The organism is Burkholderia lata (assembly GCF_902499025.1).
Lineage (GTDB): Bacteria > Pseudomonadota > Gammaproteobacteria > Burkholderiales > Burkholderiaceae > Burkholderia > Burkholderia lata_C.
The window spans coordinates 77,786-98,482 of sequence record NZ_CABVPW010000010.1; the positions used below are offsets into that span (position 1 = coordinate 77,786).

Here is a 20,697-nt window from a genome sequence, read left to right on the forward strand (position 1 = left end):
CCGGTCGCGATCAATCGCCGCCCGACGTCGCGGAGGCGCCGGGTGTCTACGTAATTCTACGTAGCTCCGCATACGTAGTTATCCGCTTGTAAGCCGCCCCTGTCGCACGGAATACTACGGCCCATCGTCGCGGCCGTTGCGAGGCCGTGGCACGACGCATCGACGTCACGCGTATGCGGCACCCTCGTCGCATGCCATCTAAAACCACATTGGAGACCAGGAGACGCCATGAATCGGGCTTCCAGTACCCTGCTCTGGATTGCGGTCGCGCTGCTCGGCGCGTTCGCGTTCGGCACGATCGCACTCGCACACGGCGAGCGCGTCAGTGCCCTCTGGATCGTGATCGCCGCAGTCTGCGTGTATCTGATCGCGTATCGCTTCTACAGCCGTTTCATCGCCAGCAAGGTCATGCAGCTCGACGGGCTGCGGATGACGCCGGCCGTCAAGTACAACGACGGCCTCGACTACGTGCCGACCAACAAGTACGTGCTGTTCGGCCATCACTTCGCCGCGATCGCCGGCGCCGGCCCGCTCGTCGGGCCCGTGCTCGCCGCGCAGATGGGCTACATGCCCGGCATGCTGTGGATCCTGGCCGGCGTCGTGTTCGCCGGTGCGGTGCAGGACTTCATCGTGCTGTTCATCTCGACGCGCCGCGACGGCCGCTCGCTCGGCGATCTCGTCAAGATGGAGCTCGGCACGGTGCCCGGCGTGATCGCGCTGTTCGGCGCGTTCCTGATCATGGTGATCATCCTCGCGGTGCTCGCGCTGATCGTCGTGAAGGCGCTGACCAATTCGCCGTGGGGCACGTTCACCGTCGCCGCGACGATCCCGATCGCGCTGTTCATGGGCGTCTACACGCGCTACATCCGTCCGGGCCGCATCGGCGAAGTGTCGATCATCGGCTTCGTGCTGCTGATGGCGTCGATCGCGTTCGGCCAGCACGTGCACGATTCGCCGACGCTCGCCGCGTGGTTCACGTTCACGGGCACGCAGCTCACGTGGATCCTGATCGGCTATGGCTTCGTCGCATCGGTGCTGCCGGTGTGGCTGCTGCTCGCGCCGCGCGACTACCTGTCGACCTTCCTGAAGATCGGCACGATCCTCGGCCTCGCGATCGGCATCCTGGTCGTCGCGCCGGAACTGAAGATGCCCGCGCTGACGAAGTTCGTCGACGGCACGGGCCCGGTGTGGTCGGGCGGCCTGTTCCCGTTCCTGTTCATCACGATCGCGTGCGGCGCGGTGTCGGGTTTCCACGCGCTGATCTCGTCGGGCACGACGCCGAAGCTGATCGACAACGAAACCAACGCGCGCTTCATCGGTTACGGCGCGATGCTGATGGAATCGTTCGTCGCGATCATGGCGCTGGTCGCCGCGAGCGTGATCGAGCCGGGCATCTACTTCGCGATGAACGCACCGGCCGCCGTGCTCGGCACGACGCCGGAAGCGGTGGCCAACACGGTCACGCAATGGGGCTTCGTGCTGACGCCCGACATGCTGACGCAGACCGCGAAGGCCGTCGGCGAAACGACGATCATCGCGCGCGCGGGCGGCGCGCCGACGCTGGCCGTCGGCATGGCGCACATCCTGCACCAGGTGATCGGCGGCGAAGCGATGATGGCGTTCTGGTATCACTTCGCGATCCTGTTCGAGGCGCTGTTCATCCTGACGGCCGTCGACGCCGGCACGCGCGCGGGCCGCTTCATGCTGCAGGACCTGCTCGGCACGTTCCACCCGGCGCTCAAGCGCACCGAGTCGCTGCCCGCGAACCTGGTCGCCACCGCGCTGTGCGTGGCCGCGTGGGGCTACTTCCTGTACCAGGGCGTGGTCGATCCGCTCGGCGGCATCAATACGCTGTGGCCGCTGTTCGGCATCTCGAACCAGATGCTTGCCGCGATCGCGCTGGTGCTCGGCACCGTCGTGCTGTTCAAGATGAAGCGGGAGCGCTATGCGTGGGTGACGATCGTGCCGACCGTGTGGCTGCTGATCTGTACGCTGACCGCCGGCTGGCAGAAGATTTTCGACGCGAACCCGAAGGTCAGCTTCCTCGCGCACGCCGCGAAGCTGCAGGCCGCAGTGGACGAAGGCAAGGTGCTCGCGCCGGCGAAGTCGATCGCGCAGATGCAGCGGATCATCTTCAACGACTACATCGACGCGGCGCTGGCCGGGCTGTTCATCTTCGTCGTCGTGGCGATCGCGGTGTACGGCGTGATCGCCGTGCTGCGCGCGCGCCGCGAGTCGAAGCCGACCGTGCGCGAAACGCCGTACGAAGCGATGCCGGCCGCGCAGGCGCTCGGCAGCGGACGTTAAGGGGAGGCCGCGATGTTCAGCGATCTTGGCAGCGACCTGCGCAGCGCGGGGCGTTACCTCGGGCAGGCGTTGCGGCTGATGGTCGGCCTGCCCGACTACGACACCTACGTCGCGCACATGCGCGCAACCCATCCGGACCGCGAGCCGATGACGTACGAGGAATTCTTCCGCGAACGTCAGAATGCGCGGTACGGGTCGGGGGCGGGGAAGTGCTGTTGAGCTCGGCTGCCCACGCAGTTTGGTAATCGAAAGGGAAGCGCCGCGATGCATGTCGCGGCGCTTTTTTCATTGGCGGGCCGGCGGCGCGCTGCGCCGTTTGCCCGAGCGCAGCACGGCAAAATCCGCCGGCCGGTATCATAGGGTTCCCTCTTTTCCCGATGGACCCGCAGGAGAACACGTCGTGCATGTCGGTGAGCGTTTCAACAGCATTTCCCATCTCGTCGGCGCGGTGCTGTCGGTGGTCGGTCTCGTGGCGCTCGTGACGATGGGCGCGCTCGAGGGCGATCCGTACAAGGTCGTGAGCTTCAGCGTATACGGCGCGATGCTGATCCTGCTCTACGCGATCTCGACGCTGTACCACAGCGTGCGCAATCCGCGCCTGAAAGCGATCCTGCAGAAGTGCGACCACTCGGCGATCTACCTGCTGATCGCCGGCAGCTACACGCCGTTCACGCTGGTCACGCTGCGCGGCCCGTGGGGCTGGTCGCTGTTCGGCGTGAGCTGGGGGCTGGCCGTGTTCGGCATCGTGCAGGAACTGACGCTCGGGCGGCGCACGCGCCTGCTGTCGATGATCCTGTACGTGGCGATGGGCTGGCTCGCACTCGTCGCGGTGCGTCCGTTGATCCATGCGCTGCCGCCGGTCGGTACTGCGTGGCTCGTGGCCGGCGGGTTGATCTACAGCGCGGGCATCTACTTCTTCGTCAACGATGAACGCATCCGCCACGGGCACGGCATCTGGCATCTGTTCGTGCTGGCCGGGAGCCTGTGCCAGTTCGTCAGTGTCGCGATGTACGTTGCGTGAGCGCAGGGCGGCGTTGATCCGGTGAAGGCGCGCCGGCCGTGCCGCGGGCGCGCCTGCCGGAGCAGGCGTTACCGGCGCGTGGCGGTCCGCAACTGCACGGCCGGTTCGCCGGATACCGGTGTCGGCCGCGCCGTGATCCACCATGTCGCGGCGGCGAGCGCCGACAATCCGGTCGCGATGCCGAGCGCTACCCGCATCGCCGCCGGAAACGGCTGCAGCGTTGCAATGCACGCACCGAAAATTGCCACACCGAGCGCCGATCCGCTCTGCCGTGCCGCGTTCAGCGCGGCCGCCGCCACGCCGGCGCGGCGCCGGTCGACCGTCCCGAGCGCCGGCGACGTCGCGGCCGGCGAGATGAATCCCGATGCGAAACCGATCGCGAGCATCGGCGCCACGGCGAGCCATGCGGGTGTCGTTGCACCAATGCCCGTCATGCCGAGCGCGCCGGCCGCATAGAGCCCAAACGCCGCGCACATCGTGCCACGCGAGCCGAAGCGTGCAACCAGCCGGCCCGAGCACAGCCCGCCGAGCGCAACCATCGCGGTCATCGGCAGGAATGCGAGGCCCGTGTCGAGCGGGCTCGCGCCGCGGATCTGCCGATAGAACAGGCTGAGCACGAACAGCAGGCCGTAGAACACGAACGCCGACGCCATCGACACGAACGTCGATCCCGCGAACAGCCGGTTGCGGAAGAACGCGAGCGGCAGCATCGGTTCACGGCGCCGCGCTTCGATCCAGATGAACGCGATCCACGCGACGACGCTCGTCACCGCACCGCCGACGATCGGCGCCGAGTGCCAGCCGAGCGACGGGCCTTCGATCAGCGTGCCGATCAGCGCCGCGATCGCGACGATGGCCGCGGCCTGGCCGCCCCAGTCGAAATGCCGCGAGGCGTCGACGACGGCAGCGCGCGCGACCGTGCGGCCGAGCCAGATGCCGGCAAGCCCGAGCGGCAGGTTCACGAAGAAGAGGCTGCGCCACCCGAACAGATGGATCAGCAGGCCGCCGATCAGCGGGCCCGACGCCATCGCGATGCCGCCGCAGCCCATCCACAGGCTGATCGCCGACGCGCGCGCGGCCGGTTCGGGGAATGCGCGGTTGAGCAGCGCGAGCGAGCAGGGCACCAGCATCGCGCTGCCGACACCTTGCAACGCGCGGGCGATCGCGAGCGCCGGAAGGTTCGGTGCGACGCCGCACAGCGCCGACGCGGCGACGAATACCGCGAGCCCCGCGACATAGACGGTGCGATCGCCGAGCCGGTCGCCGAGCGTGCCGCCCGTCATCAGCAGGCTCGCGAACGCGAGCGTGTACGCGTTCACGATCCACTGCAGGCCGGCGACGTGGCTGCCGAAGGTGTGCGCGATGTCGATGAGCGCGACGTTGACGATGGACGCGTCGAGCAGCACGAGCGTGTAGCTCACGCAGGTCGCGGCGAGCACGCGGCGGGCCGCGGCGCGATTCGGCACGGCGGCCGTCATGCGCGGTCGGGCGCCGGCGTAGCGACTCGCAACGCGAGAAAGCCGACCCATCCCCAGTACACGCGATGATGCACGATCAGCCCGTCGCGCAGATCCATCACCTCGACGAGATCGACCTGGTCGCCGTCCGGCGTGGCGCGCGGATATTCCCACGTGAGCTGGCGGCCGTTCGAGAAGAACAGCCCGGTACGGTACCAGCGCCCGAGCTTGTTGCCCGGGTTGCGCAGGCCGGCCGCGAAGAATTCGCCGATCGCGGCCTTGCCGTGCAGCACGCCGGAGCCATGATCGGGCAGCGCGACGACGATCAGCGGGGTTTCGAGCACCGCGTCGTCGGCATACAGCGCCATCAGCGCATCGACGTCGCGCGCGACCACGGCCGCGTGCCAGCCTTCGTAAATGTGCCGGGCATCGGCGTCGGTGTGTGTCATGGCGGGTTCCGCAGGCATCGATAACGGAACCCACTGTATGGCCGCGCCGCCGCGGGACGTTTCACGTCAACCCGAAACGTGGATGTCGCCGCGGCGCAGGCGGCCGCGTGCCGGCCGTTATCCGGCCAGTGCGTCGAGATTCAGCCCATACGACTTCCCGATCCACACCGCGCAATCGCGATGGTCGCGCAGTTCGTCGTTCGTGTTCGGATGCAGGAAGATATCGAGCGCGCCGTGGTTCAGCACGAGCCACGGCACGATGTCGTCGAAGCGCGCGGCGTCGAACGCGATCTGGTACGACCAGGCCGGGTGCGGGCCGACGAGGCGTTCGTGAAAGCGGCCGAGTTCGATGACCGCGCCGAACCGTTCGTCGACGACCTGGCGAAACGCCCAGGCCGCGTCGCGGCTGGCCGCATCGAAATAGACGTGCGCGTGCCAACTGTGGATGGCGGTGGTGTCGAGGGCAGCCATGGAAGGACTCGAGAAAAATGGGAATGCATGAGATGCCGTGCGAAACGGCCGATGCATGATTATCGCGCGTCCTTGCTGTGCATGTCGTGTCGCGATCCGGCAATCCGGACGCGATGACTTGTCCTGAATCACAAGAACCGTTCGATCCGACAAGTCCGTGGCTTGAGGTATCCGCACGCGCGATATCACGCCGGAAGCCTTGCCGGCAGGTACGCCGGCCGCGATCGCATCGGCAACACGTCATTTCGGAAATTGAAAAAGCGCTGCATGCGTTGCTTCGGATCGTCTGAACACATGCGCGCAGGGCGTTGAATGAAATAAAGAAATTCCTGTTGGGCGGGATTCGCGCATGGCGCGGTTTGCGCGCCGGATTTCGAAGCCGAAAATATCAATTGCGGAATCGGATATTCAAGCGGAATGCGGCGCGTCATACGATGGTTTCAACGCATCGTCGAACATGATCGATGCGGGGACAACCAACTGGAGGCCACGATGCGATCCCTCGTTCCCGTTGCTGTACTTTCCTGTGCACTCGTTGCGCTGCCCGCCGTCAGCTTTGCGCAGTCGGTCGTTCCAGACGGCGCATCGAATGCCTCGCTGTCGAGCTGGTCGGCGGCGCGTGCCGAAACCGACGCGCAACTGATGCAGATGACGCGCGCCGGTTATCGCGCGACGTCGGCCGGCAACCAGAACTATCCGCTCGCGATGCAGCGCGCGCTCGAACGTGTCCACAATCCGGTGCCGGACCGGTCGCGCGAAGAGCGGGCCGAGATGGAAGCGCGCGCCGCGCGCGATGCGCAGGGCGGCCATCCGGTCAAGGCGTTCTTCGTGAAGACCGCGTACTACCTGAAGGGCGAGAACACGTTCTGATGCAGGAGACGAGCATGCCTTGCACGATCCGATTTGCCGGCGTCGTGCGCGCGTCGGCGCCGAGCCGGCTGCCGGACGCGCGAGCGACGCAGCGGCGGAATGACGGGCACGGCGCGCGGCGTCGTGCGAAGCACCTGCGCGATGCGCGCCGCGATGTCGTTGTGTGCCGCATCGGATGGCCGGCTTTCGACGCGAGCGACGCGCCCGCCGACGGGAGCCCATCATGAAGGGCAACCGAAAGCACCGTCGCCACGTGCCGCTGACCCGCGAGTGGCTGCTGCCGCTGCCGCCCGTGCATGCGCGCGACATCTCGCTGAAATGCCACATGGCGCTCGTCGCGCTGCGTGGCGGGCATGGCAACGAGGCGCTGCTGATGCGCTTGCGCACGAGCGTCTACCTGGTGTTCCTGGCGCTCGACGATGCGGTGTGCGCGGACGCGGACATCGACCTGTGCGTCGACGCGGAGCGTGCGCTCGATGCGGGCGTGGCGCGTGCGGCGCAAAGCGGCGCATGGACGCTGCGCGACGACGAATGCGCGGTGCTCGAGCATGTGCTCGCGGCGAACGACACGTGCGTCACGACGCTCACGCGGCATCGGCTGGCCGAGCTGTGGGCGCACGTCTGCACGTTCGCGTCGAGCGGCCAGCCGGCGCTCGTCGCGAGCGCGGCGGAGAAGATGCGCATGCATGCGGCCGAATCGCTGGCCGCGTAGCGTCGCACCGGTTTCGCAGGGAGGATGGAGGAGACAGGGCCGGCCGCACCGGCGCAGCCAGCGCAATCGCGTGGTTTCAACGCATGCGTGGCTGTCGCGGCAATCGATACGGTGACGGCGGAGCGCGACTCGAAACCGCGGCCCAAAACAAAAGCGCCACGGAGCGGACTCCGTGGCGCTTCTTTTTTCCCGCCGGCGCGGAGGCATGGCCCCCGCGTGGCGAAACGCGCTTAGGCTGCTGCTGCCGGCTTCGCCGGCTTTTGCAGCTTGCCCTTGCCGGCGCGCTGGATTTCCTCGAGCTTGATCTCGACGTGACGCGAGAACACGTACTCGGCCGGACGCTGCTTGTCGATCGGAATGTCCGGTGCGAACGGGCCGTCGGTCTTGATGCCCTTGCGGCTCACGGCGAACGCCTTCAGCGGATGCGCCATCGTGTCCATCACGGCGGTCGCTTCGAAGCCGCAGTGGACCATGCAGTCCGCGCACTTCTCGTAGTTGCCGACGCCGTAGTTGTCCCAGTTCGTGTCTTCCATCAGTTCCTTGAAGGTCTTCACGTAACCTTCGCCGACCAGGTAGCACGGCTTCTGCCAGCCGAACACGGTACGCGCCGGGTTGCCCCACGGCGTGCACTTGTAGGTCTGGTTGCCGGCCAGGAAGTCGAGGAACAGCGACGACTGGCTGAACGACCAGCGCTTGCCGCCTTCGCCGCGCTTCAGGATTTCGCGGAACAGGTTCTTCGTCTTGTCGCGGTTCAGGAAGTGCTGCTGATCCGGCGCGCGCTCGTACGCGTAGCCCGGCGACACGGTGATGCCGTCGACGCCGATCGGCTTCAGCGTGTCGAAGAACTTCGCGACGCGCTCCGGCACGGCATCGTTGAACAGCGTGCAGTTGATGTTCACGCGGAAGCCGCGGCGCTTCGCTTCCTTGATCGCCGCGACCGCCTTGTCGTACACGCCTTCCTGCGACACCGAGTGGTCGTGCGCCTGCTGGTCGCCGTCGAGGTGGACCGACCAGACGAAGTACGGGCTCGGCTGGTAGTCGTCCATCTTCTTTTCCATCAGCAGCGCGTTCGTGCAGAGGTAGACGAACTTCTTGCGCTTCATGATGCCGCGGACGATTTCCGGCATTTCCTTGTGCAGCAGCGGCTCGCCGCCTGCGATCGACACGATCGGTGCGCCGCACTCGTCGACCGCTTCCAGGCATTCCTGGACGGACAGACGCTGGTTGAGGATGGGGTCCGGGTAATCGATCTTGCCGCAGCCGTTGCAAGCGAGGTTGCAGCGGAACAGCGGCTCGAGCATCAGCGCGAGCGGATAGCGTTTGTTGCCGGACAGGTGTTGGCGCGTGATGTACGCGCCGACGCGGACTTGCTGGAGCAGCGGAATAGACAAGAGATGTCCTCCTTAAACTTCGCGGGCGACAGCTTGCGTGAGCTTCGCCGGCAGCTTGAATTCGACTTTTTCCTCACGGCCCGCCATCGTCGTGACGTCGACGGGACCCAGTGCGCGCAACGCGCCGATTACATCTTCGACCATCTCCTCGGGCGCGGACGCCCCGGCGGTCAGGCCCACGGTCTGCGCATTCGCGAACCATTCGGCCTTTACTTCTGAACCGTCGGCGACGAGGTAGCTCGGCACACCGCTTTCGGTGCCGATCTCGCGCAGGCGGTTCGAGTTCGAGCTGTTCGTCGCACCGACGACGAGCAGTACGTCAACCTGTTCGCTCAGCTCGCGCACGGCGGCCTGGCGATTTTGCGTCGCGTAGCAGATGTCGCGCGTGTCCGGGCCGACGAGGTCGGTGAACCGGCGCTGCAGCGCTTCGATGATGCCGCGCGTGTCGTCGACCGACAGCGTGGTCTGCGTAATGTACGCGACCGGCGTATCGACAGGCACCGTCAGCGTATCGACTTCGGCTTCGCTCTGCACGAGGATCACCTCGGCCGGAATCTGGCCGATCGTACCCTCGACTTCCGGGTGGCCCGCATGGCCGATCAGGATCAGCCGGCGGCCCGCCGCGACATACTGGCGGCCCTGCACGTGCACTTTCGTGACGAGCGGGCAGGTGGCGTCGAGCACGTCGAGCCCGCGCGTTTCCGCGTCGCGCTCGACCGTCTGGGCGACACCGTGCGCGCTGAAGATCGCGACAGCGCCGTGGGGCACCTCGTCGAGTTCCTCAACGAATCGCGCCCCTTTATTACGCAGATTTTCGACGACATGCCGGTTGTGCACGATCTCATGACGCACATAGACCGGCGCACCGTGCTGTTGCAGCGCGCGATCGACGATCTCGATCGCACGGACAACTCCCGCACAAAAGCCGCGGGGCTGGGCAAGGATGACTCGCATAAGTGAGCGAACTCCGACGACAGACGCCGGGGTTCGAGGAGCTGGCACTCGCTCGCTCGCCCCGGCTTGATGTTATGAAGGCAGGAACGAACCGGCCGGCCAGGCCCCGGAACCCCGAATTAATCGCGCATTTTAACTCTATCGGGAAGTCCTTGCTCTGGTGCTGTATCTGGCGTGTTGCATTTGCGGGAGAGCCGCGTCGGCGCTGGCGCGCGCGGAACCCAGTAAACTATGCGGTTTCGCGGGCAGCCGCTCCGGCTGCCCGGCGTCGCGCTCATTTCAAGGCCATTCGATGACCGTCGATTCTTACGCGTATTGCCCGGCCGCCCGTGCGGTTTCGGGCGTTTTGTTCCTGACCCCCATTGATTTCGCCGATGCCGGCACCCGGCAGGAGGCGTGCCGATGATGCTGGTCCTTGCTTTCCTGGTGTCCGGCCTGTCGCTGATGATCTGGATCGTGCTGCTCGTCGCGCGTGGCGGGTTCTGGCGCGCGGTGCCCGCGCGGCCGCTGCCGCCCGAGGCGCGCGGCGCGGCGGCCGAGGCCGGCTGGCCGGCCGTCGTGGCGGTCGTGCCGGCGCGCAACGAAGCCGACGTGATCGCCCGAGCGGCGACTTCGCTGCTCGAGCAGGATTACCCGGGTGATTTTCATCTGATCATTGTCGACGACCACAGCGACGACGGCACCGCCGACGCAGCCCGCGCGGCCGCGCTCGCGATCAATCGCGCCGACCGGCTGACGGTGCTGGCCGCGAAGCCGCTGCCGGCCGGCTGGTCGGGCAAGGTGTGGGCGCAGTCGCAGGGGATCGCGGCGGTGCAGGCGCTCGGCCTGCCGGCCGACTACCTGCTGCTGACGGATGCCGACATCGGCCATCCGCCCGACGCCGTCGCGCAGCTCGTCACCCGCGCCCAGGCTGAGAACCGCGATCTCGTGTCGCTGATGGTGCGGCTGCGTTGCGATTCGGTGTGGGAAAAGGCGCTGATCCCGGCGTTCGTGTTCTTCTTCGCGAAGCTCTACCCGTTCTCGTGGATCAACAACCCGCGCAACCGGACGGCCGGCGCCGCGGGCGGCTGCATGCTCGTCAAGCGCACGGCGCTCGAGGAAGCGGGCGGCATCGAGTCGATCCGCGGCGCGCTGATCGACGACTGCAGCCTCGCCGCGCAGATCAAGCATCGCGGCGAAGGCCGCCATCCGATCCGGCTCGACCTGGCCGACCGCAGCGTGTCGCTGCGCCCGTACGACAGCTGGCGCGACATCTGGAACATGATCGCGCGCACCGCGTTCACGCAGCTGCACTATTCGCCGCTGCTGCTGGCCGGCACGCTGCTCGGGATGACGATCATCTACCTCGTGCCGCCCGTCGCGGCGCTCGCGTACGGCGCGCGCGCATGGCCGGCGTGGCTCGCGTGGGCGTCGATGTGCGCCGCGTATGCGCCGATGCTGCGCTACTACCGTCGCTCGCCGCTGTGGGCGCCGGCGCTGCCGCTCGTCGCGCTGTTCTACGTGGGCGCGACGTTCGCGTCCGCGTGGCGCTACTGGCGCGGCAAGGGCGGCCAGTGGAAGGCGCGCGTGCAGGCGCCGGTGGATCGCTGAGTATTGCCCGGGAGGCGTGCCTCCCGGCTGTCGGAAAGCAAACAGCCCGACCGGTGGAAACCGGTCGGGCTGTTTTGTTTTGGGCGTTTGTATTCGTCCGACCGTGGCATACGGTCCGGAATGCCGGGCCGATCCAGAATGTCGATCGATGGCATGACCGCCCCGAGTTCGACGGATTGACGGCTATCGGCGACGACGGAAGTCCATTCGCTTCGGAACACGTTCACCAGCCGCTACGCAGACCGGCTGCTTCCGTCTGCACGACGGCATTCGACGGAACAGGCGGCGTTGCCGTTTTGCTTACCTGATCGCCGTCGGACGCTGGGCGCAGCCGGACCGAGTTCACAATCGATTCGAACAGCCTGGTTGCCTGCTCCTCGGTCAAGCCGGGCGGTTGGTCGGCGCGCGTCGTCAATTCAACGGAAAGCGTAGGTTCGAGTGGGGACAAGTGTCTTCCTTGCGCCTCCCAGTGGAACTGATAAGCGCGGAAGCCGCCATCCGTCGGTAGCGACCACAGGCCTTCCTCCCCTTTGCGCCCGTTCACGTCATGTTCGCCGCGTTGCAAGGTGCGAATACCCAACACGAGTGATTGCAGCGCTCCGGGAATGACGCCGCTATCGATTCGCTGCAATAACGACTTCGCATCCGGTTTGGCCGTCATCGTCGTTACGTGTACGAGTAGGCTCGGGGCATTTGGCAGATCGAACGTGATCGATGCAATTTCGTGCTGCGGCGTCTTCCCGTCATCGGCAAAGTACCCATCTTTTAAGCAAAACCCCGCATCCTGAGGAATCTGATTTGGCTGGCGTGCCCGGAGGCTCGGTAAAAATCTATTTTTTAGATTTTCAGTAATTTGGGTGTATTTATCAGGATCGAATCCGTCGGTGTCGATGAAAAAGGTTCTGCCATTAATCCACTTATATGCCTCAAGGCCGAGAATTTTTTCTCGGTACATGACCGCAGATTTGAGGAATATCATTCCGTTGTCGCGCAAATCGATTGCTTGATCAAAAGCAAGATCACTCTTGCGCTGTAGCTTCTTCAGTCCATTCTCTCTTGCCTTCATTCTCTGTTGGAAAGCGGAAATGCTCGGATATTTTGTATTGGTTTGAACGAGGCCGAACATATATTCGCCCATCTGTGCGTATAGCGTCATGTCTGCCGGAACATCGACAAGATATCGGCCAACACAGTATGTTTTCGAGTCGTTGATGCTCGGTTCGCCCGCCATGCAAGTCGCCGACAGAAATGCAAGGGTCAATGCTATGAGTCGCTGCAACTTCATGCGCCTCCCAGGGCAGATGCGCCTGACCGCTGAACTGGCGGAGCAAGCTATACCATATTCGCGATGCACCATAGCACACCCTTGATTTTCCAAATCAATCGAAATGGCTTTGGGACTGCTGGGGGGCTGAAATTCAAATTGGCGCTTGCCGGAATATCGAAACATCCGTCAGAACTGTTTCGGGTTGTTGTCAGTCGATATCAGCCGTGGCCCCGGGTCGAGTGCAACGTCTCCAGGTCGGGCGATTCGCGTCCGTGAGGGGTGTGGGCCATTACCCGAATCTTCACGCGGCTCCGTGTCATGCAAAACACCCCAAAAGCCGGACTAAAAAATCCAACTTTCGGGGTGTGGCCGGATCGGGCTGTTTCTTTGGCGCCGGGGCGCGCGTGCTTACCGCTGGGTCAGCATCATGTACATCTGGACCACGACGTCCGGCGAGAACGTGAACGGCACCCAGCCGTAGCCGGTATGGCGGGCGACCAGCAGGCGGTCGCCGTTCGCCTGCTTCTGCACGGCCATCATCGGGTTCTTCGTCGTCACGAAGCGCCAGCCGGCCGGGATGCCGGGCGGCGGTTCGGGCTGCATCGACGCGCGCACGTGCGCGAGTTCCTCGATCAGCTGGCCCAGTTGCTCCGGCTGCAGCGTGATCGATTCGCCGTTGACGGTCAGCGTGAGTTCGTTCTGCGTCGGGCGCGACACGTGCAGCGTCGATTTGTCGGACGGGGCCGCGGTGGTGACGGCGTCGGCTTCGACTTCGCCTTCAACCGGCGCTTCGGCTTGCGCCGTCGCGACGATGGCCGTTTCGGCATCGGTCGTTGTAGCGACTTCCACCGCTTCGGCCACGGCCGGCGCAGGCGCGATCACAGCCGGTTCCGCCGCCGGCGTGCCGGCCGGCGCAGGTTCGACGACTTCCGCCGCAACAGCGGTGGCGGCAACTGCGTTCGTCGCGGCTTCCTTGACGACGGCCTCGACCAGCGCTTCCGCGTCGGCGATGGCCTTCGCGTGGTGCTGCGCAGCCGCTTCGGCTTGGGCGATCGCTTCGGTGTGGCGCTGCGTGACGGCCTCGGCCTGAGCGGTAGCGTCGGCGTGGCGTTGTGCGGCCGCCTCGGCCTGCGCGATCGCTTCGGTATGGCGTTGCGTGACGGCTTCGGCCTCGGCGGTCGCGTCGGCGTGACGCTGCGCGGCGGCCTGCGTTTCCGCGATGGCCTGCGTGTGCTGCTGCGCGAGCGCTTCGGCTTCGGCGATCGCTGCCGTGTGGCGTTGCGCGGCGGCTTCGGCTTCGGCGATGGCGGCTGCCTGACGCTGCGTCGCCGCTTCGGCGTCGGCGGTCGCTTCCGTGTGACGCTTCGCAGCGGCCTCGGCTTCGACGGTCGCGGCCGTATGGCGCTGCGCGGCTGCATCGGCTTCGGTGGCTGCCGCGTAATGACGCTGCGCGGCGGCCTCGGCTTCGGCGATCGCTGCCGCGTGGCGTTGCGACGCGGCTTCGGCATCCGCGTGACGCTGCGCGAGCGCTTCGGTCAGCGCGGTGGCTTCCGCATGGCGCTGCGACGCGGCTTCGGCTTGCGCGGTGGCATCGGTATGACGCTGGGCGGCGGCTTCGGCCGCGGCGGTCGCGCTGGCGTGGCGCTGCTGCGCGGCCTCGGCATCGGCGGCGGCCGCCGTGTGGCGTTGCGCGGCGGCTTGCGCTTCGGTTTCCGCGGCGGCGTGACGCTCTGCTGCGGCCTGGGCCTCAGTTGCTGCGGCGCGCGCGAAGGCTTCCGCGCTGCGGGCCGCCTGTTGCGCGGCGTGGTGATCGTGGAGGAGCTGATCGACGCCCATGGTGAGCGAAGCGATCTGATCGTTCAGGTTCATGCGTGTCTTCTCTGCGTAAGACCCGCGATTTTAACCGCTGCGCCGGTGCCGGGCCGCGCGGGACGTGTAACAAAGTGCGCAAAGCGGCGTGAAGCACGCCGCTTTGTGTTACTTCAGGTAGCCCGCGGAGCCGAACCAGTCGAGCGCATCGCGCAGCCCTTCGCGGTACGGGCGCGCACGGTAGCCGAGCTCGCGCTCGGCTTTCGCGGACGTGAAATACATCTTGTTCTTCGACATCCGCAGCCCGTCCACGGTGACGAACGGCTCCTTCTTCGTGAACTTCGCGACCGCTTCGGCGCCGACCGCGAGCGGGTAGAGCGGCCAGCGCGGCAGCGCGATCGTCGGCGCCTTGCGGCCCGTCATCTGCGCGATGTCGGCGAGCATCTGCTGCAACGGCAGGTTCTCGCCGCCGAGGATGTAGCGCTCGCCGATCCGGCCGCGCTCGAGCGCGAGGAAGTGGCCGTGCGCGACGTCGTCCACATGCACGAGGTTCAGCCCCGTGTCGACGAACGCGGGAATCTTGCCGAGCGCGGCTTCGACGATGATGCGGCCGGTCGGCGTCGGCTTCACGTCGCGCGGGCCGATCGGCGTCGACGGATTGACGATCACGGCGGGCAGCCCCTCGTCGGCGATCATCCGCTCGACCGCGCGTTCCGCGAGCACCTTGCTGCGCTTGTAGACGCCGATTGCCTGCTCGGCCGTGAGCGGCCGGTTTTCGTCGGACGGATCGCCGGCGCTCGTCACCTTCAGCGTCGCGACGCTGCTCGTGTAGACGATCCGCTCGACGCCTTCCGCGCGTGCCGCGCGCATCGTCGCGACCGCGCCCTCGAGGTTCGCACGCTCGATCTCGTCGGGATCGGGCGCCCACAGCCGGTAGTCGGCCGCGACGTGCAGCAGGTAGCGCACGCCGCGCAGCGCGGCGCGCATCGACGCCTCGTCGCGCATGTCACCGGTGACGATCTCGGCGTCGAGATCCGCCACGTTCGTGCGCGGGCTGGTCGGGCGCACGAGCACGCGCACTGCATAGCCTTTCTGCTGCGCAATGCGCGCGACGGCCGAGCCGACGAAACCGGACGCACCGGTGACGAGAACGAGATCGCGGGAGGTATCAGTCATGCGTTTCCTTCAGGGCCGCGCGCGGGCCGCGCGGCGGTTGAGCGTCGGCGAGATTGTACGTGGTCGGCGCGCGCGGCGACGCAAGGCCGCGACGGGTGCGAACGCGCCCCGGCCCGTGTGCGAAGCGGCCGACGCGACTACAATGCCGGGCTTGAATGCAACGGGAGGGCGACGCGATGAGCCGCAATGAACTGGACGAACGGATCGAGACCTACTACGTGCGGGTGCGCGGCGTCGTGCAGGGCGTCGGCTTCCGTCATGCGACGGTGCGCGAGGCGCATGCGCTGAAGCTGCGCGGCTGGGTCGCGAATCTCGAGGACGGCACCGTCGAGGCGATGATCCAGGGCCCCGGCGCGCAGATCGACCGGATGCTCGCGTGGCTGCGTCACGGCCCGCCGGCCGCGCACGTGACCGAGGTGACGTTCGAGGAACGCCAGACCGAGAAGCGCTTCGAGCGCTTCCAGCAGCAGTAAGAGGCGCAGAACGATCATGACGGGGTATCCGGAGGCCGGGCGCGGCCTCATGCTGTCGGTGATGGCGTCGACGCTGTTCGCGCTGATGTCCGCCTACGCGAAACTGCTCGCGCCGCTCACGGGGCTCGACATCTTTGCGTGGCGCGTGTTGTGGACCGCGCCGGGCGCGCTCGCGCTGATCGCGCTGCGCGGCCGCTTGCCCGCGCTCGTCGAACTCCTTCGGCGCAGCGTGCGCGACTGGCGCTTGCTGATTGCGCTGCCCGTGAGCGCCGCGCTGCTCGGCGTGCAGTTGTGGCTGTTCCTGTGGGCGCCGCTGCACGGCCGCATGCTCGAAGTGTCGCTCGGCTATTTCCTGCTGCCGCTGACGATGGTGCTCGTCGGCCGCTTCTACTATCACGAACGGCTCGATCCGCTGCAATGGGCGGCGGTCGCGTGCGCCGCGCTCGGCGTCGCGCACGAAGTGTGGGCGACGCGCGCGTTCGCGTGGCCGACGCTCGTCGTCGCGCTCGGCTATCCGCCGTATTTCGTGTTGCGCCGGCGGATCAACGCCGATTCGCTCGCCGCATTCGCAGTCGAGATCGCGCTGCTGTGCCCGATCGCGTTCGCGATGGTCGTGACCAGTGCGACGCAGGTGGCCGACCATCCGGTGCTGTGGGCCGCACTGCTGCCGGGCCTCGGCGTGCTCAGCACGCTCGCGCTCGCCAGCTACCTGAAGGCGAGCCGGATGCTGCCGATGGCGCTGTTCGGGATTCTCGGCTACGTCGAGCCCGTGCTGCTCGTCGCGGTGTCGCTGCTGCTGCTCGGCGAGACGCTGAGCGTCGCGAAGCTCGCGACATACGGGCCGATCTGGGTCGCCGTTGCGCTGACCGCGTGGCACAGCGCGATGCTGATGCGGCGCCTGCCCACGCGCGGATAAACGTCGAACGCGATGCGGCGGCTGCATGCAGCGTGCCGCGTCGTGTATCGAAAACAGCTACACCGCAGCGGTCGAACACATCGATGCTGACCGCGGGCTGGCGTCGCGCTGACGCGAGTCTGTCGACGCTGCCCGCTTCGCACGACACGGCTCGCGCCTGTAATCGAACAGAAGATTCGGTTGCACTTTGTTACTTAGGGTCTCCCCGGATCGGCCATTAGACTGGCCTCACCGACTTCCCTTCGTATGCAGCCTTTCAATGAACGGTCATCTCCGTGCCTGGCCGGCCGGGTTGGCGCGATGCGAGCATACGCGTATCGCGGCTGATTCTGCTCGCCTTCTCCTTCCCGATTCACTTCCTGGTGCGTGCTGCACCGCCATCGTGCAGGTGCGCGCATGTCGTTGAGCCCGCCTGCCGCCACGTTTGCGCCGTCGCGCAGCGGCCGCCTGATCGAAGTCGATTTCTTCCGCGGCATCGTGCTGTTGATGATCGTCGTCGATCACATCGGCGCGAGCGTGCTGTCGCGCGTCACGCTGCACGCGTTCGCGCTGTGCGATGCGGCCGAAGTTTTCGTCTTTCTCGGCGGCTTCGCGACCGCGAGCGCCTATGGCGCGATCGCCGAACGGCACGGCGCGCGCGCTGCGCAAAAGCGGTTCGTGCGCCGCGCGATGCAGATCTACCGCGCGTTTCTCGCGACCTCGACGCTGATGCTCGTCGTGTCGGTCGTGCTCGACCACTACGGGATCGATGCGCCGAACCTCGCGCTCGACGACGTCAGCGTGATGCTCGCGTCGCCGCTCACGGGGCTCGCCGAACTGCTGACGTTCCAGCGCCAGCCCTATCTCGCGTCGGTGCTGCCGATGTACGTGCTGTTCGCGCTCGCGTCGCCGGTACTCGTGCCGTTCGCGCGCCGGCATCCGTGGCTGCTGGTCGCGCTCAGCATCGCGTCGTGGCTGACGGCGGGCTGGCTCGGCCCCGAGCTGCTGGATACCGACGGATTCCGCTGGAGTTTCAATCCGTTCGCGTGGCAACTGATGTTCGTCGCCGGCGTGCTCGCGCGCTGCCAGCCGTTCTACCGGCACATCGCGCTCGGGCGCTGGAGCGCCGCGGCGACGGGCGTCGCGTGCGCGGTCGTGCTCGGCTGCGCGAGCTACAAGCTGTTCTCGGGGCTGCCGCTGCCGGAAGGCGTGTTCAAGCGCGATCTCGCGCTGCCGCGCGTCGTGAGCTTCGCAGCCATTGCGTGGCTGATGGCCGATTGCGTGCGTTTCGGCTGGATCGCGCGGATCGCGCAGGGCGTGCGGCCCGTCGTGGCCGTGGGCCAGCGCGGGCTGATCTGCTTCGTCGCGGGCGCGGCGATTTCGCTCGTCATCGACTCGCTGCTGCATCCGGTCGTGCGCAGCGCGGATCTGCGGCATGTCGGCGTGGGGCTCGCGGCCGACGCGTGCGCGCTCGGGCTGATGATGGCCGTGGCCGGTTCGGGAACGTGGATCGCGCGGTGGCGCGGCGCGGCCGCGTGAGCGGCGCGGGAGACGACGCGTGCGGCACGGAGCGTGCTGCGCGGCGTCAGTGAGGTGAGCCGATACGGGAGCGGGGGACGACGGTGGCGTCGTCGGATTCGGCGTCGTCGCGTTCGTCGGGCGCCGGATCGTCGCGCTCCGCGAGTACCGCGTCGGCTTCGGCCGCGGCGCGCGCGGCGCGTATCGCGGTGCAGCGCTGAGCGTGCCGGATGTCCGACAGTATCCTCAGCAGCCGCGTCGTTTTGCTTTTCATGGTCTTCTCCCGCCAGTGCGCATCTCGGCGGATGCACTGCTTGCAACCAGTGTAGGACGCAATCGCGCAACCGGCGGGAGAATGTGGCGTGCTAGCCGCACGCCGAGGGATAGCCCTTACTGGGCCGCTGCGGCGGCCTGCGCCTGCAGCGCTTCTTCGCGACGCTCTTCCGTGCAGCGCTGGTGCTGGCGCGACAGGCGGTTCATCAGCGGCAGCAGCAGCAGCGCGAGCAGCATGCCGATTGCGGCGAGCCAGCCGAGCTTCTCGAACAGCGACAGGTAGAGCGGCAGCGATTCGGTGGCCGGCAGTTCGTGCGACGGCATCTGCGCGAAGTTCGCGACGACGCTGCCCAGATACTGCGACACACCCGTCGCGACGAAGTACGCACCCATCATGAAGCCGCTCATGCGCGCCGGCACGTAGCGGGCGATCATCGCGAGGCCGAGGCCGCTCACCAGCAGTTCGCCGAGCGAGTAGAGGCCATAGCCCCACACCATGAACCACGACGACACGCGGCCGTCGACCGCGTAGCGGCCGCTGATCGTGAACACCAGGTAGCCGGCGGCCACCGCGCCGAAGCCGAGCGCGTACTTCGCGGCGACCGGCAGGTCACGGCCACCCTTCGCGACGGCGTTGTAGACCCACACGAGCACCGGGCTCAGCAGCATGATCCAGATCGGGTTCAGTGCCTGGAACTGCGCGGCGCTCCACGTGAACAGCGTCGTGCCGAACAGCATGAAGCGCGGATCGACGTTGCGCAGCGCGAACAGCGTCAGCGACGTCGACATCTGCACGTAGAAGATGAAGAACAGGATCACCTGGCCGATCAGCACGAGCGCCGCGATCAGGCCCGCGCGCTCCGAGCGCTCCGACTTCGCGATCATGTACGCGAAGATCGCGAGGATCGCGAACGCTGCCGTCCACACGCTGGCGACGGCGAGCTGCTTGTGCTGCAGCACGTACAGCGTGATCAGCGCGAGTCCGACGCCGCCCAGTGCGACCGCGCCGAGGCGCTTCCAGCGGATCGGTTCGTCGTCCGGCTTCGAGCCGACGTGCGCGAGCGTGCGATGCATCAGCATGAAGTTGAGGATCGCGAGCAGCATGCCGCCGCAGCAGACCGCGAACGCGGCGTGCCAGCCCCAGTGATCCTTGATCCACGGCGTCGCGAGCATCGACACCGTCGAGCCGATGTTGACCGCCATGTAGTAGATCGTGAACGCGCTGTCGATGCGCGCGTCGTCGCCTTCATAGATGCGGCGCACGAGGTTGGCCGCGTTGGCCTTGAACAGGCCGTTGCCGACGACGATCACGCCGAGCGACGCGTACATGTACGTCAGGTGATCGTTCGGTACCGACAGCATCAGGTAGCCGGCGCACAGCACGGACGCGCCGATGATCATCGTGCGACGGGCGCCGAGCACCTTGTCGCCGATCCAGCCGCCGATCGACGGTGCCGCATAGACGAGTGCGGTGAACGCACCCCAGGTCAGGTTCGCATGGCTGTCGGTGAAACCGAGCCGGTCGACCATGAAGAGGACCAGGAGCGCGGCCATGCCGTAGTAGCCGAAGCGCTCCCACATTTCGATGAGGAAGACCGTCGTGAACGATCGGGTTTGTGAAACGGGTGGTTGCATCATCAATCTCGTTTGAAACGGACGGCACGGATCGCGCGTCGTCTAGGGGTCGAACTGGCGCCGGTGCACAATGGGCCGGGTAGGCTTCGTGCTGGCGATGGAGCAGTCGGGCGGGTTAGCCCGGGCCGGGGTCTGACTCCGCCGGGTGTGGCGGGGAGGGGCCCCGACCGGCGCGCGCATGGTAGCGGGTGCCGGTCCGGTGCGTCAGGGTCCTGCCACCTAGGGAAACTCCCAATGTGGCAGTAGCTTTCAGGAACATTCGTCTCATCATCTATTTGTAAGCTTTCGTGCCGGCCCTCCGAATATTCCCGGAGAGCCGCTTGCAGCTTGCCTGTGAAGCCGGCGAGTCTGGCAAGATAGCGCGTCATTTCGCTCGCTTCGTGTCCCGTTTAGTGCACCGGGCTCAACACCGAAGACGTGTGCGAACCC

20 protein-coding genes are annotated in these 20,697 nt (G+C 66.6%); 9 read left to right on the top strand and 11 right to left on the bottom strand.

Annotation, left to right across the window (positions count from 1 at the left end; translation table 11 throughout):
* Positions 1–228: 228 nt before the first annotated feature.
* The 3 genes from BDI24065_RS12240 (at position 229) to trhA (ending at position 3,328) form a co-directional block, all read left to right on the top strand.
* A complete protein-coding gene (locus BDI24065_RS12240; RefSeq protein ID WP_043181239.1) occupies positions 229–2,307 on the top strand; it encodes a carbon starvation CstA family protein in 2,079 nt (692 codons plus the stop codon).
* 12 nt (positions 2,308–2,319) lie between these two features.
* Positions 2,320–2,526: a YbdD/YjiX family protein gene (locus BDI24065_RS12245; protein ID WP_011353713.1), complete on the top strand. Its 207-nt coding sequence runs from the start codon at positions 2,320–2,322 to the stop codon at positions 2,524–2,526.
* Between the two features lie 181 nt (positions 2,527–2,707).
* Positions 2,708–3,328 carry a PAQR family membrane homeostasis protein TrhA gene (trhA, locus tag BDI24065_RS12250; RefSeq protein WP_175031481.1) on the top strand — a complete coding sequence of 207 codons (621 nt, stop codon included), beginning with the start codon at positions 2,708–2,710 and terminating at the stop codon, positions 3,326–3,328.
* A gap of 68 nt (positions 3,329–3,396) precedes the next feature.
* Here trhA and BDI24065_RS12255 read toward each other — a convergent pair whose 3' ends face one another.
* The 4 genes from BDI24065_RS12255 to BDI24065_RS12270 form a co-directional block, all read right to left on the bottom strand.
* Complete coding sequence (locus BDI24065_RS12255; protein WP_175031482.1) at positions 3,397–4,806, bottom strand: MFS transporter; 1,410 nt, start codon at positions 4,804–4,806, stop codon at positions 3,397–3,399.
* Positions 4,803–5,234 carry a nuclear transport factor 2 family protein gene (locus tag BDI24065_RS12260; protein ID WP_175031483.1) on the bottom strand — a complete coding sequence of 144 codons (432 nt, stop codon included), beginning with the start codon at positions 5,232–5,234 and terminating at the stop codon, positions 4,803–4,805. Before BDI24065_RS12260 ends, BDI24065_RS12255 begins: the two co-directional genes overlap by 4 nt.
* Before the next feature lie 117 nt (positions 5,235–5,351).
* Complete coding sequence (locus BDI24065_RS12265) at positions 5,352–5,705, bottom strand: DOPA 4,5-dioxygenase family protein (protein WP_175031484.1); 354 nt, start codon at positions 5,703–5,705, stop codon at positions 5,352–5,354.
* A 185-nt stretch (positions 5,706–5,890) separates the two neighbouring features.
* Positions 5,891–6,136 carry a hypothetical protein gene (locus BDI24065_RS12270; protein ID WP_175031485.1) on the bottom strand — a complete coding sequence of 82 codons (246 nt, stop codon included), beginning with the start codon at positions 6,134–6,136 and terminating at the stop codon, positions 5,891–5,893.
* A 61-nt stretch (positions 6,137–6,197) separates the two neighbouring features.
* On the opposite strand from BDI24065_RS12270, the gene BDI24065_RS12275 reads away from it, so the two are divergent.
* Positions 6,198–6,575, top strand: a complete 378-nt coding sequence (locus tag BDI24065_RS12275; RefSeq protein WP_175031486.1) for a hypothetical protein — start codon at positions 6,198–6,200, stop codon at positions 6,573–6,575.
* Positions 6,576–6,798: 223 nt separating this feature from the next.
* Complete coding sequence (locus BDI24065_RS12280) at positions 6,799–7,287, top strand: hypothetical protein (RefSeq protein WP_175031487.1); 489 nt, start codon at positions 6,799–6,801, stop codon at positions 7,285–7,287.
* A 230-nt stretch (positions 7,288–7,517) separates the two neighbouring features.
* Here BDI24065_RS12280 and hpnH read toward each other — a convergent pair whose 3' ends face one another.
* Together hpnH and ispH are read right to left on the bottom strand one after the other, a co-directional pair.
* Entirely contained in the window at positions 7,518–8,678 is a 1,161-nt protein-coding gene (gene hpnH, locus BDI24065_RS12285) for an adenosyl-hopene transferase HpnH (RefSeq protein ID WP_175031488.1), read from the bottom strand.
* A 12-nt stretch (positions 8,679–8,690) separates the two neighbouring features.
* Positions 8,691–9,632 (bottom strand): 4-hydroxy-3-methylbut-2-enyl diphosphate reductase, encoded by a 942-nt coding sequence (gene ispH, locus BDI24065_RS12290; RefSeq protein ID WP_175031489.1) that lies wholly within the window; start codon positions 9,630–9,632, stop codon positions 8,691–8,693.
* A 402-nt stretch (positions 9,633–10,034) separates the two neighbouring features.
* Here ispH and BDI24065_RS12295 point away from each other — a divergent pair, with 402 nt between their 5' ends.
* Positions 10,035–11,222 carry a glycosyltransferase gene (locus BDI24065_RS12295; protein WP_175031490.1) on the top strand — a complete coding sequence of 396 codons (1,188 nt, stop codon included), beginning with the start codon at positions 10,035–10,037 and terminating at the stop codon, positions 11,220–11,222.
* Positions 11,223–11,445: 223 nt separating this feature from the next.
* Here BDI24065_RS12295 and BDI24065_RS12300 read toward each other — a convergent pair whose 3' ends face one another.
* The 3 genes from BDI24065_RS12300 to hpnA all read right to left on the bottom strand — a co-directional run bounded on the left by BDI24065_RS12300 (position 11,446) and on the right by hpnA (position 15,474).
* The gene (locus tag BDI24065_RS12300; RefSeq protein ID WP_217481811.1) at positions 11,446–12,507 is read right to left on the bottom strand and encodes a T6SS immunity protein Tli4 family protein; all 1,062 of its coding nucleotides are present in this window, start codon (positions 12,505–12,507) and stop codon (positions 11,446–11,448) included.
* Between the two features lie 390 nt (positions 12,508–12,897).
* Positions 12,898–14,358 carry a phage tail protein gene (locus BDI24065_RS12305; protein WP_175031492.1) on the bottom strand — a complete coding sequence of 487 codons (1,461 nt, stop codon included), beginning with the start codon at positions 14,356–14,358 and terminating at the stop codon, positions 12,898–12,900.
* 108 nt (positions 14,359–14,466) lie between these two features.
* A complete protein-coding gene (gene hpnA / locus BDI24065_RS12310; protein WP_011353724.1) occupies positions 14,467–15,474 on the bottom strand; it encodes a hopanoid-associated sugar epimerase in 1,008 nt (335 codons plus the stop codon).
* Between the two features lie 176 nt (positions 15,475–15,650).
* Here hpnA and BDI24065_RS12315 point away from each other — a divergent pair, with 176 nt between their 5' ends.
* The 3 genes from BDI24065_RS12315 (at position 15,651) to BDI24065_RS12325 (ending at position 18,381) form a co-directional block, all read left to right on the top strand.
* Positions 15,651–15,947 (top strand): acylphosphatase, encoded by a 297-nt coding sequence (locus BDI24065_RS12315; protein WP_174971501.1) that lies wholly within the window; start codon positions 15,651–15,653, stop codon positions 15,945–15,947.
* A gap of 16 nt (positions 15,948–15,963) precedes the next feature.
* On the top strand, positions 15,964–16,863 hold the full coding sequence (gene rarD / locus BDI24065_RS12320) for an EamA family transporter RarD (RefSeq protein ID WP_175031493.1): 900 nt from the start codon (positions 15,964–15,966) through the stop codon (positions 16,861–16,863).
* 396 nt (positions 16,864–17,259) lie between these two features.
* Entirely contained in the window at positions 17,260–18,381 is a 1,122-nt protein-coding gene (locus BDI24065_RS12325; RefSeq protein ID WP_175031494.1) for an OpgC domain-containing protein, read from the top strand.
* A gap of 46 nt (positions 18,382–18,427) precedes the next feature.
* Here BDI24065_RS12325 and BDI24065_RS12330 read toward each other — a convergent pair whose 3' ends face one another.
* A complete protein-coding gene (locus BDI24065_RS12330) occupies positions 18,428–18,634 on the bottom strand; it encodes a hypothetical protein (RefSeq protein WP_175031495.1) in 207 nt (68 codons plus the stop codon).
* A 116-nt stretch (positions 18,635–18,750) separates the two neighbouring features.
* On the bottom strand, positions 18,751–20,271 hold the full coding sequence (locus BDI24065_RS12335) for a peptide MFS transporter (RefSeq protein WP_175031496.1): 1,521 nt from the start codon (positions 20,269–20,271) through the stop codon (positions 18,751–18,753).
* Between the last annotated feature and the right edge of the window lie 426 nt (positions 20,272–20,697).